This is a genomic window from Neotamlana nanhaiensis (assembly GCF_000943555.1).
Taxonomy (GTDB): domain Bacteria; phylum Bacteroidota; class Bacteroidia; order Flavobacteriales; family Flavobacteriaceae; genus Neotamlana; species Neotamlana nanhaiensis.
Genome location: NZ_JTDV01000008.1, coordinates 232,233 through 247,767 on the forward strand (window position 1 = coordinate 232,233; position 15,535 = coordinate 247,767).

14 protein-coding genes are annotated in these 15,535 nt (G+C 33.4%); 8 read left to right on the plus strand and 6 right to left on the minus strand.

Annotation, left to right across the window (positions count from 1 at the left end; genetic code table 11):
* The first annotated feature begins 16 nt into the window (after positions 1-16).
* Genes PK35_RS10435 through hemL form a run of 4 tightly spaced genes read left to right on the plus strand, consistent with a single transcriptional unit; the run spans position 17 to position 3,351 of the window.
* Positions 17-367, plus strand: coding sequence for a hypothetical protein (locus PK35_RS10435; protein ID WP_044626656.1), 351 nt, complete (start codon positions 17-19; stop codon positions 365-367).
* On the plus strand, positions 345-1,256 hold the full coding sequence (locus PK35_RS10440) for a 1-aminocyclopropane-1-carboxylate deaminase/D-cysteine desulfhydrase (protein ID WP_044626657.1): 912 nt from the start codon (positions 345-347) through the stop codon (positions 1,254-1,256). Before PK35_RS10435 ends, PK35_RS10440 begins: the two co-directional genes overlap by 23 nt.
* Positions 1,257-1,261: 5 nt before the next feature.
* Entirely contained in the window at positions 1,262-2,041 is a 780-nt protein-coding gene (locus PK35_RS10445) for a glucosaminidase domain-containing protein (RefSeq protein WP_044626658.1), read from the plus strand.
* Between the two features lie 23 nt (positions 2,042-2,064).
* Positions 2,065-3,351 (plus strand): glutamate-1-semialdehyde 2,1-aminomutase, encoded by a 1,287-nt coding sequence (hemL, locus tag PK35_RS10450; RefSeq protein ID WP_044626659.1) that lies wholly within the window; start codon positions 2,065-2,067, stop codon positions 3,349-3,351.
* 69 nt (positions 3,352-3,420) lie between these two features.
* Here the strand turns inward: hemL and PK35_RS10455 are convergent, their stop codons facing one another.
* From PK35_RS10455 to lysS, 4 genes are all read right to left on the minus strand, one after another.
* The gene (locus tag PK35_RS10455) at positions 3,421-3,888 is read right to left on the minus strand and encodes a hypothetical protein (protein WP_044626660.1); all 468 of its coding nucleotides are present in this window, start codon (positions 3,886-3,888) and stop codon (positions 3,421-3,423) included.
* A 116-nt stretch (positions 3,889-4,004) separates the two neighbouring features.
* Positions 4,005-5,210 carry a hypothetical protein gene (locus PK35_RS10460; RefSeq protein WP_131474410.1) on the minus strand — a complete coding sequence of 402 codons (1,206 nt, stop codon included), beginning with the start codon at positions 5,208-5,210 and terminating at the stop codon, positions 4,005-4,007.
* 32 nt (positions 5,211-5,242) lie between these two features.
* Positions 5,243-7,294: a response regulator gene (locus PK35_RS10465; protein ID WP_044626662.1), complete on the minus strand. Its 2,052-nt coding sequence runs from the start codon at positions 7,292-7,294 to the stop codon at positions 5,243-5,245.
* Positions 7,295-7,427: 133 nt separating this feature from the next.
* Positions 7,428-9,122: a lysine--tRNA ligase gene (gene lysS / locus PK35_RS10470; protein ID WP_044626663.1), complete on the minus strand. Its 1,695-nt coding sequence runs from the start codon at positions 9,120-9,122 to the stop codon at positions 7,428-7,430.
* Positions 9,123-9,353: 231 nt separating this feature from the next.
* On the opposite strand from lysS, the gene PK35_RS17400 reads away from it, so the two are divergent.
* The 4 genes from PK35_RS17400 (at position 9,354) to PK35_RS10485 (ending at position 11,743) form a co-directional block, all read left to right on the plus strand.
* On the plus strand, positions 9,354-9,512 hold the full coding sequence (locus tag PK35_RS17400; RefSeq protein ID WP_082048571.1) for a YqaE/Pmp3 family membrane protein: 159 nt from the start codon (positions 9,354-9,356) through the stop codon (positions 9,510-9,512).
* A gap of 165 nt (positions 9,513-9,677) precedes the next feature.
* Positions 9,678-10,388, plus strand: coding sequence for a lipoyl(octanoyl) transferase LipB (lipB, locus tag PK35_RS10475; RefSeq protein ID WP_044626664.1), 711 nt, complete (start codon positions 9,678-9,680; stop codon positions 10,386-10,388).
* The gene (locus tag PK35_RS10480) at positions 10,378-10,881 is read left to right on the plus strand and encodes a hypothetical protein (RefSeq protein WP_044626665.1); all 504 of its coding nucleotides are present in this window, start codon (positions 10,378-10,380) and stop codon (positions 10,879-10,881) included. The genes lipB and PK35_RS10480 overlap by 11 nt, the downstream gene beginning before the upstream one ends.
* Positions 10,882-11,116: 235 nt before the next feature.
* Entirely contained in the window at positions 11,117-11,743 is a 627-nt protein-coding gene (locus PK35_RS10485; protein ID WP_044626666.1) for a hypothetical protein, read from the plus strand.
* A 180-nt stretch (positions 11,744-11,923) separates the two neighbouring features.
* On the opposite strand, the gene PK35_RS10490 is transcribed toward PK35_RS10485, so the two are convergent.
* Together PK35_RS10490 and PK35_RS10495 are read right to left on the minus strand one after the other, a co-directional pair.
* A complete protein-coding gene (locus tag PK35_RS10490) occupies positions 11,924-13,717 on the minus strand; it encodes a T9SS type A sorting domain-containing protein (protein WP_044626667.1) in 1,794 nt (597 codons plus the stop codon).
* Between the two features lie 25 nt (positions 13,718-13,742).
* Entirely contained in the window at positions 13,743-14,309 is a 567-nt protein-coding gene (locus PK35_RS10495) for a TetR/AcrR family transcriptional regulator (RefSeq protein WP_044626668.1), read from the minus strand.
* Between the last annotated feature and the right edge of the window lie 1,226 nt (positions 14,310-15,535).

A 15,535-nucleotide genomic window follows, 5' to 3' on the forward strand; every position in this document is an offset into this window, starting at 1 on the left:
TTGAAAACCTTTTGTAATGATTTTTATATCGAAATATTTAGTACCGAAAGGTTATTTAGGCTTAACGCTGTATCCGTTTATTTTGTTAAAACAAAAAACGTTGAAGCATGATGTTGCCTTTATGAATCATGAACGTATTCATTTAAAACAACAACTGGAATTACTAGTGTTACCATTTTATTTGTGGTATGTTCTAGAGTTTTTGGTTCGTTTAATTCAGTATAAAAATTGGTCAATGGCATACCGAAATATTTCGTTCGAGCGAGAAGCGTATCATCAAGAAAAAAACTTAGAATATCTTAAAAACCGACCATTTTGGGCATTTTTAAAGTATCTTCGCAGGCATGATATTTCAGCTGGAACATAGCATAAATCAGCGCATAAATTTACCTGAAAATTTTGGTGTAGAACTTTATGTTAAACGGGAAGATCGCATTCATCCGTTTATCTCAGGAAATAAATACCGAAAACTTAAATACAACTTACAAGAAGCCGGACGCTTAGAATATAAAACCTTGCTGACTTTTGGAGGCGCGTATTCAAATCATATCGCTGCTGTGGCCGCTGCAGGCAAAGCATTTGGTTTTAATACTATTGGGGTTGTAAGAGGTGAGGAGCTTCAAAGTAAAATCAATGAAAATGTTACGTTGCGTTTTGCTCAAAACGAAGGGATGCAGTTTAAATTTGTATCACGTGAAGCTTACAGAGATAAAACGAGCGAATCGTTTTTAAATGATTTAAAAAATGAGTTTGGTTCGTTTTACACCATTCCTGAAGGCGGCACAAATACTTTCGCAGTGAAAGGTTGTGAAGAAATTTTATCTGAAGAAGATAAGACTTTCGATGTTATTTGTTGTGCGGTTGGCACTGGCGGAACAATTTCTGGGTTGATTAATGCTTCATATGGAAATCAGCAAATTTTAGGTTTTCCTGCATTAAAAGGCGATTTTTTAAAAGAAGATATTAGTAAATTTGTTGCCAAGGGCAATTGGAAGTTAATAACCGATTATCATTTTGGAGGTTATGCTAAAATAAATCAAGCATTAATAGGTTTTATAAATAGCTTTAAAATTGAAAATGATATACCGCTAGATCCCGTTTACACAGGAAAAATGATGTATGGCATTTATAATTTAATTGAAAACGGATATTTTTCCAAAGGCTCAAAAATATTAGCGATTCATACTGGAGGATTACAAGGTATTACAGGTATGAATGCAACTTTAAAGAAAAAAAAATTACCACTAATTCAATAATTTACATGAAAAAAATAGTCGTAATATGCTGTTTGGGGTTAATCTTATTTAGCTGTAAAACAAAAAAAACAGCAGTTACAAAACGTCCAACACGAACAACACAACCTACAACAGAAAGGCAAACCAACCGAACTACGCCTGCTACAACGCCAAAAGTTTACGCAAGTAAAACCGAAGAGTATATCGATTTGTACAAGGAAGTAGCCCAACAAGAAATGCAATTGTACGGTATTCCAGCGAGTATTACTTTAGCTCAAGGTATTTTGGAATCGGCATCTGGTTACGGACGCTTATCGGTTGAGGCGAATAACCATTTTGGTATAAAATGCCATGAATGGACGGGAGCAAGAATTTATCATGACGACGATGAGCTGCAAGAATGCTTCAGAAAATATAAAGATGCGAAATATTCGTTTCGAGATCATTCTTTGTTTTTAAAAGAACGCAAACGTTACGCAGGGCTTTTCGACTTAAAAAAAGAAGATTATAAAGGTTGGGCAAAAGGCTTACGTGCTGCAGGTTATGCGACAGATAGAAAATATCCAGATAAACTGATTAGTTTAATTGAACGTTACCAATTACACGAGTTCGATAAAAAGGTATTAGGGAAAAACTATACGCTTTATGAGCCTGCATCCTACAAAGAAACTTATACGGTTACCAAAGGCGATACCTTATATTCCATATCGCGAAAATACAATTTATCGGTTGCTGAATTGCAAAAATTAAATGGGTTAAACGGTACGAACTTGAGCATTGGTCAGGTTTTGATTGTAAAACCGTAACGATATAAAATTTCAATTTTTAGATGATTTATAAAAGAAGTAGTGCTTTATTTTCTGAAGCCGAAAAAGTAATTCCGGGAGGTGTTAACTCTCCAGTAAGAGCATTTAAAGGTGTTGGCGGAACACCCATTTTTGTAAAAGAAGCCAAAGGTGCTTATTTGTTTGATGAAGATGGTAACCGTTTAATAGATTACATTAACTCCTGGGGACCTATGATTTTAGGTCATGCGCACAAGCCTGTGGTTGATGCGGTTGTTGAAAAAGCGCAAAAAGGAACATCGTTTGGAATGCCAACCGAAATTGAAACTAAAATTGCAGAATTAGCAGTTTCTATGGTGCCAAATATTGATAAAATCCGTTTTGTAAATTCAGGTACCGAAGCTTGTATGAGCGCGGTTAGGTTAGCGCGCGGATTTACTGGTAAAGATAAAATTATAAAGTTTGCAGGGTGTTATCATGGGCATTCCGATTCGTTTTTAATTCAAGCGGGTAGTGGAGCCAGTACTTTTGGTACGCCAAATTCGCCAGGTGTAACACAAGGTACAGCTAAAGATACTTTGTTGGCAAATTATAATGATATTGACAATGTAAAAGCCATTATTGAAGCGAATAAAGATGAAATAGCTTGTATCATTATTGAGCCGGTTGCAGGTAATATGGGCTGTATTCCTCCAAAAGATGGTTTTTTACAAGCCTTGAGAACGGTTTGTGACGCCAATAATATTTTATTGATTTTTGATGAGGTGATGACGGGCTTTCGTTTGGCTAAAGGTGGTGCACAAGAATTGTTTGGCATAAAAGCCGATATTGTTTGTTTTGGAAAAGTAATAGGTGGTGGTTTGCCTGTTGGTGCTTTTGCCGCAAGAAACGAGATTATGGATTATTTAGCTCCCGTTGGTCCTGTGTATCAAGCGGGAACATTGAGTGGAAATCCTTTAGCTATGGCGGCAGGTTTAGCGATGTTAAATGAGTTAAATACGAAAAGCCACATTTTTGATAGCATAAACGAAAAAACTGAATATTTACATAAAGGCATTGCGAAAGTATTAAGCGATAACAATATTGTACATACCATAAACCGTGTAGGCTCTATGATTTCGGTACATTTTGATGAAGGTGAAGTTTACGATTTTACTACTGCTGCCAAAGGTAATAATGATACGTTTAAAAACTTTTTTCATGGTTTGTTAAACGAAGGTGTTTATATAGCACCTAGTGCGTTTGAAACTTGGTTTATCACAGAAGCTTTAACCTACCAAGATTTAGATTTTACTATTAATGCCATAAATAAGGTAGCTAAAACGCTATAAAAAGAAGAAAGCACCGTATTCATCAGATTTTGAATATGGTGCTTAACTAAACTAACTAACTATCAATCATTAACTTTTTTGTTTGCGGTGTTTTTTAAAACCGTCTTTACGCTCTTTTCCACGCATAGCCATACGTTGTTGTCCTTTTTCCCATTTTGCGTATTGGTCATCATTTAAAATATCTTTCATTTTTCTTTTCATAGCAATTTGATGGTCTAAACGCGCATTTTCCATAGCATAACGTTCTTCATCGGTTGGTTTTTTTAATTCACCTTTTTCTTTTTTAGCTTTCATTTCTTCGAACTTAGCTTTACGCTGTGTGGCATTTTCTAAGTTTATTTTTTGAATTTTAGCTTGTTGCGATTCGGTTAAATCTAAATGTAATGTCATGCGTTTTGTTTGAAGGGTTGCGATTTCTTCGGCACTCATGCTCATCATTTTTTCCATTCTTTCTTTACGTTGTCCGTCTCTTGGTCCTTCTTGAGCTACAGCTTGTAATCCTACAAATGCCACGGCTATTAAAATTAGTTTTTTCATCTTTTATTTTTTTAATATTTACTTCTAGGACTTTTAAATTTTAAAAAAGTTTAATGCATGCTTAAATTTTAACGCGACGTTAACAGGTTGATAGCAAGGTGTTAATAGCTGTAAGTCTAGTAAAATAAAGGCTTTTTAAACGAAATACCCGTTTGCAAATCGGGGGCGTTATTAACCAAAAAATCTTGTTTTATATAAAATGAACATTGAAATTTTGGCGTGCCATAAGAATAAATTAACGACCAATTTGATAGCGAATTATAAAGTTCGGAAATACCGTGATGCCATCCGCTATCTGCCGCTTGCCAATCGCCCAATAGAAAATAATAATCGGCTTCCTCTTTTTTATTATAACTGGTTTGTATTTGATAATTTATACCAATAGCGTTAAAGTTCCCTTTTTTTGTATACTTGGTAATTTGCGGATTAGCTTCAAAAGTTGCCAGATATTTATTATTACCTAAGTCGCTATTTTTAGAATTAAAGTTGATTATATTTTTACGAAGCACACTTCCGTGAATACCAAAATTTAATTCGTATTTGTTTTTTAAGTTGAATTTTTTAATGGCGTTTACTGAAGCACCTACATCGGTTGAAGCATTGAATTTGGAGGTGTTGATGCCTAAATGAGTTCCTAAGTTTATAAATAGTTGTTTTGATTTATTAATAGCAAGTTCGGGGTAATAAAAGTGATTAAAGGCAAGTCCTCCAATAAAAAAATCGTTGGTATTTAGCTGTAAAGTTTTACCGTTTCGATCTAAATATTTAAAATTAACTTGGTTTAATCCGTAGTGTTTTCGCCCAAAAGGATCATCTTTCGCTATAACCTGTGAATGAAACCACTCAATAGTTTCGTCGCTTGTAATAGGTGAAAATGGGTATGCGCCTTTTGTAATTAAGTATGATCTAAGGTTAATATTTAACTCACGGTTTTTGTTTATTGGAATGTTAACGCCTAGACTAAAGTTTTTTATAACAGCGTCAATTACAATATTCATATAATCGGCAGGTGTGGTATCTTCATCTACATAATTAAAACGCCTGTTGTACCAGGTGGTTTCACTGAATTGTTGTCGAATTTCTGGGTTTTTAGGAAAGTAACCTTCTACATAAGGGTGAAAATTATTACCACTGCTTATATTTAATGTAAGTGTGGTGTTTTTTAAAGCCTGATGCTTAAGGTTAGAAGCTATTCTTGAGCTAAAAATACCAAAATGGTGTGTTGTTAAAATATTGGGGTTATCTATGCCGTTTTGAGGAAATGAAATGTTTTGGCCGAATAAATTTGTAATGCTTAATACAATAAATACTATGCGAAACATTTTAATCATAGATAATAATACAAAAGTTGAAATTAATGAATAAAATGAAATTGTAAAAGTTTCGCTATATGCTCTTTTTTAAAGGGTTTAGATAGGTAGTTGTTCATGCCGTTTTCTAAAGCCTTATCGATGGCTTCGGTGGTAACATTGGCCGATAACCCAAAAATTATTACGTCGCTATCTAATTGCCTAATTTCTTTTGTGGCTTCCCAACCATCCATAATAGGCATGTGAATATCCATAAAAATTAAGTCGTAATTTCTATTGGCTTTAAAAGTATCTACACAGGCTAACCCGTTGTTTGCTGTGTCGGCAGTTACACCAAAACTTTCCAAGAATTTTTTTAATACAATGATGTTTAGTTTGTTGTCGTCTACAATTAATACGTTTAAATCCGATAGGTTTGCGTTTGTTTTTTGTATTGGTTCATTTGTTATGGTTTCTTGATTTTTAATGATCGGAAAAACCATATCGAATTTAAAAGTAGTGCCTTCGTTTTGAGTGCTTTTTACAGTTATATCGCCACCCATCATATTAATAAAAATTTTACTAATAGCTAAACCAAGACCGCTACCTTCATATTGTTTTTTTACGCTGTTTTCTATTTGTTTAAATCGCTCGAAAATGTTTTCGATTTGATTTGATGGAATGCCAATACCAGTATCGCTCACCGAAATTTTTATGCGCAACTTATTGGCTTTAGTAATTTTTTCGCTGTAGGTTAGAGTAACACCACCTTTATTGGTGAATTTTAGTCCGTTTTTAATAATATTATTTACTATTTGTATAAACTTACTTTCGTCGCCTAAAACTGTAAAGTTGTTTGCTTTTTTGTATTTAGCTTTTAAATACAAATCCTTTCGAAGGAATATAAATTGATTAACCTCAATAAGTTCTTTTATTTTTTGAAGTGGATTAAATTTAACTTCGGAAAGCTCAATTTTACCCGATTCAATTTTATCAATATCTAAAATGTCGTTAACAATATTAAGTAAATTGCTCGACGACTTTTCCATAAGGTTTAAGTATTCCTTGTCGGTTTTGTTTAATTTACTTTCTTTTAAAAGCTCTATAAAACCTAATATAGCATGAAGCGGCGTGCGAATTTCATGGCTCATATTAGATAAAAATTCGGTTTTAGCTAAGGATGCTTTTTCGGCACGTTTACGTTCTTTATTTAATTTTTTATTAGCGTTTAAAAGTTTGCTGTTACTTGTTATTGCTAGTTTACGTTGATTTCTGGCTCGAATATAAAAGTAAATTAACATACTGGTTAAACAACTAAAAATAATACCAATTACTAAGGCTATATTTACTAAATACCGACCTTCGGAATACGAAAATTTATTGGTTGGCGAAACTTGAAGTTCCCATATATGTTGGTCCAGTGTATCAACTACTATGCTATCTTTATAACTGTAGCCTTTGTTATTTTTATGGAATTTGTTTAATGTATAGAATGTTTTATTAGTATGATCGGAAAATACAATAGCATAATTGTTATTTAAGTTCGATGCGAATTTGTTAAACTTCAAATTATAGTCCATTCCAGCCGTAATAGTACCTTGAAATGTGTTGTTGAAATACACGGGAACGTCTACCAGAAAAGCATTTCCGCCTTGCGTTAAGGTTGCCCAAGGTGTTATGTTAACTTGTTGGTTTTTGCTATGCTTAAGCCATTCGTCTCGGCGGTATTCAATTTTAGAAATATCTAAACCAATCGCATTTTCGTTACCTCTAATTGGCGTTATTTTTCGAATAACCATTGTGCTATCAATCCATTCTAAAAATTTAAATGAAGGATTTTGCTCCAAGAGCATTTCGGCATCTTTTTCCCAGTGGTTTAGGTAAAGACCGTTGGTGAATTCTATGCGGTTTTTAAGATTTTCAAGACGAGAAATATCGTTTTTTATAATATTTCTAAACTCTTTTGAAACAAGCTTGCCATTTTGTAAAACATCTTCGTCAATAGTATTATTAACGTTGTTTAAAGCTTTTTTCCAAAATGTAAGAACTAAAATTGCCGATATTAAAAAGGCAATTAGCGGAAACAAAACAATTTTTTTGTTAAGTTTATTAAACATTATACATGTTTTAGGCTTATTTAAATAATTTTATAAGCGCTTTAAATTTAGTTGTTTTTTTGAAACAATGAATGTACTAAAAAAATGAAAACCGAATTAACTAATTTTAAGATAATTCGGTTTTTGAAGTGTTTTAAATGAGCTCCACGAATAAACCATCGTCGGTTTTTTCAACTTGCACTAATTTATTTTTGGTTAATTCTTTAATGGTTTTATCCCATTTTTTATTCGATAAGCCAGATTGCGATTTTAAATCAACTAACTCAAGTTTTTCAGCTTTCTTTAAAATTTCAAAAACAGCTTTAGCATCTTCACTAATTGCTAAAGGTTTTTTCTCTGGTCGCATTTGTGGGAAGAACAGAACCTCTTGTATCGATTGGTTGTTGGTTAAGTACATAATTAATCTATCCATACCAATACCCATTCCAGAAGTAGGAGGCATACCATATTCTAGGGCACGTAAAAAGTCGTAATCAATAATACCGTTTGCTTCATCGTCACCTTTTTTAGCTAATTCCATTTGGTGTTCAAAACGCTCGCGTTGGTCAATAGGGTCGTTAAGCTCAGAATAAGCATTAGCAATTTCTTTACCACAAACCATAAGCTCGAAACGTTCGGTTAACTCAGGGTTATCACGGTGTTCTTTACACAACGGACTCATTTCCTTAGGATAATCTGTAATAAAGGTAGGCTGTATGTAGTTGCCTTCACACTTTTCACCAAAGATTTCATCAATAAGTTTACCTTTACCCATAGTGTCGTCAACCTCAATACCCATGCCTTTTGCAGCCTCACGAATTTCGGCTTCAGTTTTACCAGTAATATCAAACCCAGTAAAATGCTTAATTGAATCGGCCATAGTAACACGAGCATAAGGCGCTTTAAAATCTATTTCATGCGCACCAAAAGTTACTTTAGTTGTTCCGTTTACAGCGGTAGAACAATATTCTAGTAATTGCTCACAAAAATCCATCATCCAGTTATAATCTTTGTAGGCTACATAAATTTCCATAGCGGTAAATTCCGGATTGTGGGTGCGATCCATACCTTCGTTACGGAAGTTTTTACTAAACTCGTAAACCCCATCAAAACCGCCAACAATAAGGCGTTTTAAGTACAGTTCGTTAGCAATTCGCATGTATAAAGGTACATCTAAAGCATTGTGATGCGTAATAAACGGGCGTGCCGCAGCACCACCAGGAATAGGTTGTAAAACAGGGGTTTCAACCTCAAAATATCCAGCGTCGTTAAAAAACTTACGCATGGCGTTAAACAATTTAGTACGTTTAACAAACACCTCTTTAACTTGTGGGTTTACCACTAAATCGGCATAACGTTGGCGGTAACGTAACTCAGGATCATCAAATTTATCGTGTATATTTCCTTCATTATCAACCTTAGGAAGCGGTAAAGGTTTTAACGCTTTACTTAACAACGAAAAGTTTTTAACCATAACGGTTTTTTCACCAACTTTAGTGGTAAACAATTCGCCTTCAACCCCAATAAAATCACCAATATCTAGTAATTTTTTATAAACAGTATTGTATTTAGTTTTATCGTCGCTAGGGCAAATTTCGTCGCGGTTAAAATAAACCTGCACGCGTCCTTCTGCATCTTGCAGTTCGGCAAAACTAGCGTTTCCTTGTATACGTCTAGACATTAAACGGCCTGCAATAATTACTGGTTTTCCTGCTTCAAAATCCGATTTTATCGATTTCGAGGTGTCTTTAACTGGGTAAAGATCTGCTGGATACGGGTTAATGCCCAACTCACGTAATTTTCCTAATTTTTCTCTTCTTACAATTTCTTGCTCTGATAATTGCGCCATAGCTTTACAATCTGATAAAATTTTAATGGCGCAAAGATACACATTTGGCGGTGTTTTTAAACATCATAAGGTACTATTTTTGGGCGTTACCACAAGGGGCGGGCTTTCGCTACTCGCTACCTTCTACGTCGGCGAGCTCAAACAAACCGCTCAATCCCTAACGCAATTTGTAACAAACTTGTAACTTTGGCGTCCAATAAGTAATCATCAATCAAAAAAAATATAAAATAAATGAGTTTTTGGAGAGTTTTACTGTCTATTATTTGTCCGCCATTAGCCGTATTAGATAAAGGATGCGGATCTATTTTAATTGTGTTTCTGCTAGCTTTATGCGGTTGGGTGCCAGGTGTAATTGCAGCTTTGGTAATTTTGAATAATCCTAAGGGGTAGTTTTAGTCGCAGTCTCAGTCGCAGTTTCAGTCTCAGGTTGCAGTTTCAGTCTCGGTCGCAGTTTTTATTACAGTTAATGTTTTTCGATTTCTTAATTAGATATAGCGTTCAACTTCTTTTAGTAATTATTATAAATAGCTTTTAAAAGTGTTAAATTTGTGGTCTATGAACAAAGTAATTCAACTTCAAGATTTAGGGCTTAAGGATTATAAAGACACTTGGGATTATCAAGAAGAATTATTTAAGGCCATTGTAGATTCAAAAATAAAGAACAGAAGAGAAAATGCTGGTTTGCAAACCAAAAACTATTTTTTGTTTGTCCAGCATCCGCACGTATACACCTTAGGTAAAAGTGGGGATTTAGATAATTTACTTTTAAACGAAAAACAACTAGCCGATAAAGGCGCCACGTTTTATAAAATTAATCGAGGAGGTGATATTACTTATCATGGGCCAGGGCAAATTGTAGGCTATCCTATTTTAGACCTCGAGAATTTTTTTACCGACATACATAAATACCTGCGTTTTCTCGAAGAAATGGTAATTTTAACCTTGGCAGAATATGGGTTAAAAGCCGAACGTAGCCCAGGGGAAACGGGAGTTTGGTTAGATGTAGGAACACCTTTTGCACGTAAAATTTGCGCGATGGGCGTGCGTGCTAGCCGTTGGGTAACTATGCATGGATTTGCTTTAAATGTTAATGCCGATTTGGGGTATTTCGATAATATTATTCCTTGCGGTATCCGTGGTAAAGCGGTAACATCGTTACATGTAGAATTAGGAAAAACTAAAGTTGATGAAACCGAAGTTAAAACCAAACTTTTAAAGCATTTTAAAAATCTTTTTGAAGCGGAATTATTAGTAAATGAAATTTAAACGCATTTTAAAAATTGCTTTGTTAGTGTGCTGTATTCTTGTCGCGGCATTATTTAACGTGGCCTTAATTTATTTTGTGTCTTTTGAAGGTTTTTCGTTTAAAAATCGGCAATTTATATTGGTAGCGTTTGCTTTTTTAGGAATTTCGAGTGTTGTGTATCAAATTAAAACGCTCAATTTTTATAAAGAGCAAACTGAACTTTATAAAATTAAAAATATAACACTGTGGTTATTAAATGCTGGTTTTGCTGGAAGTGTTATATTTTTTTCGGTATATCTTAGTTACGATTTATTTCAAGTAGATTGGGGAGACCAAAACGGCTATATGCTGCCATTATTGCTTATTTGTTTACCACTATTCTTAATTGGTGTTTTTATGCTCTTGGAAGAATTTACGCTATACAAACAAATAAAAACAGTTCAACTTAATTCTAAATTTAGCAACATTAACCAAATCACGGGAAAAATGGACGGTGATGATTTTGGAAATTAAGTTGATTTTAAACGATATGAAATTAAATAATATAAAGCGGTATAGTTTTCTTTTACAATATGATTTGTGATTATATTTTTTAAATACCATTTTAATGTTCTATAAATAGAAAACTAAAGCTTTTTAAATTAGGTATTTTAGAATTTTTGATGGTTTTACAGTAAGTCCCATTTTATTTGTTACTTTTACTTAGGATTATAAAATGTTAATAAAGGTAATTAGGCTACTTTAGTAAATGTTTAAGCAAGTATTAGAAAAGATTAAATTTAACCTTAATACGTTTTTAGTTTGGTATTTTGTTATATTAGAGTTGTTTATATCATATTGGATACTGTTTTTTGAACAAGATCCCTATTTTTACTTTTATTATTGCTACCATTGTATATTCTTTATAATACTTCTTTTTGTACTAAAGCTAAAGAAGTTTCTTCCAGCAATTATTCTCTCAGGTTTTGTAGGTCAATGTTTGTTTTTATTTGATTTTGTGGTTTCAATGACTATTCAAAAACCATTTCTTAATTATTACAATTATTATTTAGATACTTCTGTACTTGCAAGAGTGGTTGTTTTTTTAGCACATACTACAGCACCATTACTTTTTGTTTTATACGTTAAGAAATATAAAGCAACTATTACAAATTTCATTTTAAGCTGTTTATATTTTAGTATTTCTTATCTTTTTGCCAAGTATTTAATTCCTCTAGAATACAATATTCAAGGGTTATATACAACCTATACAAGTTTAGATAATTTGCCCTATTATCAGGACTTATTTATTGTTTATGCTATTGTAATTTATATAGCTCCTAGTTTTTTTATCTATAAGTTTGTACATAAAATGCTAAATAAAAAATCTACATAAAATGGCTAAAAGTTGTATGATTAAAGGGAGTTTAGAAATTAATTTTTTAGTCAACCATTTCAGGAAAATTCACAGGCTTTTGCTATTACAAAAAGCGGATTGCCATATCATGAAAATTATGTGTCAAAATTAAACTAAAAGAACTTGTTTTTTAACTCAGTTCTTTGTTGTAGCCAGTTTTTATTTAACTAAAATACGTTTTAAATAATTCTTATTGTCGATCAACTGCATTTTTAGGACATATACTCCACCTGATAAAGATCCTACTCTAATCGTTTTTGAACCTTTTTGGGACAATAGCAACTTTCCATCTAAGGTATAAATATCAATTTGCTCAATAGTGTCTTTTTTGGTCTGAATGTTTACAACATTGGATGTTGGGTTTGGATAAACAATAATGTTATTATTATCCAATACAACAGGAGTAGCTGCGTTTAACAATTCGCTTTCTGCATTACCATAAAAGATAGATTCTATATTGTATCCCTCAGTGTAGCTAGTCGCTTCGAAACCTACAAATTGAAATTCATTATTTGCAGTTACTCCAATGCTTGCAATAGAGGCATAACCATTTTTTTCAATCTTTTTGACATTGTTCCAATTTCCAGCAGAGTCGATTATTGCAATAAGCGGATTGGAATTTGAAGAGGAAGCATTAAGAGAGATATCTCCTAATGAAACATCACCTCTGAAATCTCCACCTACAGCTATAGTTCCATTATCGCTTACAGCTAAAGAGTGAATTCTGGTGCGGGTACCCCCATCAATGGTTTTAAGCATGGACAGGCTTCCGTTGGTATCATATTCAGCAACAAAACCAGAACCATTGGGCACTGAAGTTTTGGTATCGTACGATAAGTCATTATCGGTATCGAAATCGACATTGTTACCTGAAAAATACCCAGAAATATAAACATTTTCATCGTCATCAAAGGTAATGTCGGTAACAGAGTTGAATGAATTTGAACTAATCGTTTTTACCCACTCTACATTTCCTGAAGCATTGCATTTTAAAATAAATATGTCTGTATTTTGTGGAGCAAATTCAAAGAATCCTTGACTTTCCACATAAACAGGTGTTTCATTATTTTTAAATAAGGATAATCCTTTAGCGTTAGTGCCTTTAAGAGCATTAAATGCACCGGTCAAGTACATATTTCCACTCGGGGCTACACAAACATGCAAGCTTGAAAGTGTTCCACCTCCAATACCCTTTACATCTACAAAATCGCCATCACTATTGTAATGTGCGACAAACCCTAAACGAAGAAATTCTCCCTGTATAATGTCGCGATTATCCGAGTACTCATGGTTAGTATCAAAATCAATATTGGCACCTGTAAAACCTCCCACATAACCAGTAGCCCATACATCATTATTAGTATCAATAAAAAGGCTAAAACTCCCTTCCGTAAAGTCATCTTTTATTTCTCTATACCAAAGCATTTTCCCTTCGGGGGAATATTTTATTAGGAAAGCATTATAATCAGCTTCAGAAAAAACATCTCCATAAGAAGTTGATATGATTGAGTTGCTTTCTGGATGTTCTGGATCTAAATCCACGTTTTGTAATCTTCCAGCATCAATGGTAGCTAATACATAAATGTTATTTTCGCTATCGACTTTTACATCGCTAGCATAATCATTGCAACAAAGAATTTCTTCATCAAAACTCTCTCCAATGTTTTTTAAGAAGATTACATTATCGTTGCTGTCGTACTTTACAATAAACAGATTAGAATAGTTTTCAGATGATATGGTGGCATCAGTGCCAAAATCTACATTTACACCATCAAACCCGCCAACAACTATTTTATTTCCATCGCCATCAGTTACTAAGCCGGACTGAAGAAATCCATAAAACTTAATGTAATCTTTATTCCAATTGATGGATTGAGTTGTATTTACAGTTAAATCTTGTGCGTATACACTTGATGATATAACTGAAAAAATAATTAGTAATTTTTTTTTCATAATATGAATATCTACTTTTCTAGGTTTAATGTATTCTCAAATATCGGTTTTCAATTTTTTGTAGCGAATGCTTGAAGATATTACTGTCTTTCATATTACGAGCTGTAACTAAAGCTCCTTGAATTTCAATCAAAGTTTGCAGTGCATGGTCATACGCCACGTGTTCTTCAAAATTGAAAGCGATTCCAACTTTTTTAAAGTTAGTTATCCAAGATTGCATTCCTCCGTTGATTTGTTCTGCGAAAAGTTCCAAACCTACTTGCATGGATAAAGCTCTATAAATACAAGTTCCCTCGCCTCCAGAATAAAGAACACTTATTTGACCCAATACATTTTTCAATCTTTCCTCGACAGGCAGGGTGTCGTTTTGCAGAACAGAAAAAATGTTTTTTTTAACCCAATCATCTACGTTGCTTAAAACAGCTTCAGCCATACCTCGCTTTCCTTTCGGAAAACGATGATATAAACTAGCTTTATTCAATCCAGTTGCCTTGGCTAAATCACTAAGCCTAGCACCTTCGTAGCCTTTTTCTCGAAAAACTTTAGCCATGCCTTCCAACAATTCTTTATCCAATATTTTTTGTGGTCTCATAATACAAAAATAGAGAAAATATAATTTTTACCAAACGTTTGGTAAAATGATAAAACCTTCTTTTCTTAATCGATTTTCTCAATCTTTCATTCTAGACTGTAAACTATCACTTCTTCGGAATTAATTCCAGTTGCCTTACCGAGAATGTGTTGCTGGAATTTATTCCAAAATTGAATCTTACCTTCGACTTCATCAGCTACTGTTGATCAAAAATAGTTTTATTCGGCTGTGTTCAAATTACGGCCAACGGGTTTGCATAGAAGTCAGTTTGGGAGAAAACGGCAACGCCTTTTCGACCTTTGCACTGACCTTGGTTAAAAGTACTTGATTTTCGCTAGAAAATCAACCCCAAATTGCTTTTATGCAGTGTTGGGTAATGCAGTTTATTTATTATCAGATTATTTGTCAAATTATTGAGTTTTTCAATTCTCCACAGCTATGAAAAATTCGAACACGTTTTGCTGTTTTTCACGTTCTTACTTTTTCAATCAACGTTTCTTACTGTTTTATCAAGATTTAAATTTATCGGTTTTCTAGTGGTTTTTCAATTTTTACAATTTTCACTTAGTTGATTGCAATTCAATACAGTTACGTTCAATTCTGCGTAGTTACGTTTAAAATTACGCGTTACTGTTTTCAATTTTCATGTTGTGTTTTTTTAAAATAGGAGAGAAGTCAAATTTTCAGAAACTGTAATTTATCAATAAATATTCTTAGTCAAAACTTCAAACACGCTGCTACTGTGCTGTTTTACCCAACGTATTTGTATAAGATTAAGAAACTAAGATAGTAAAAATGCGAGGATTTTCCGCAGGAAAATCAGTAGCAATTAATTTTATACGGTGTTACAAAATGTAGCGACACGAGAGATTGGTTGCGTTCTGCATTTTGTCCGCGCAAAATTTAAAAATCACGTTTTGATTTTTTTAGAATATTCTAACTTAAAATTCTCAAAAAAAAAATCGCGAACAGTAAACTACGCTTTTTTTCAGACGTTGTAAAATTCCGCAAGAGTGATATTCCGCGTAACAATTTTCAGATTCCGCGTTTTTAAAATTCAGAGTTAGAGTGTTCAATTCCGCGCGCTACTTAGGTCAAATTCAGATTTAGAATTCCATCGGATTTCTCCGCGTCTGAGTGAGTTCGGAGCTATTTTTTGTATACGTTGTTGTACGCTGGCTTTTTTACATTTTCTATTATTCTACATTGTTCAAATTCCATTTTGG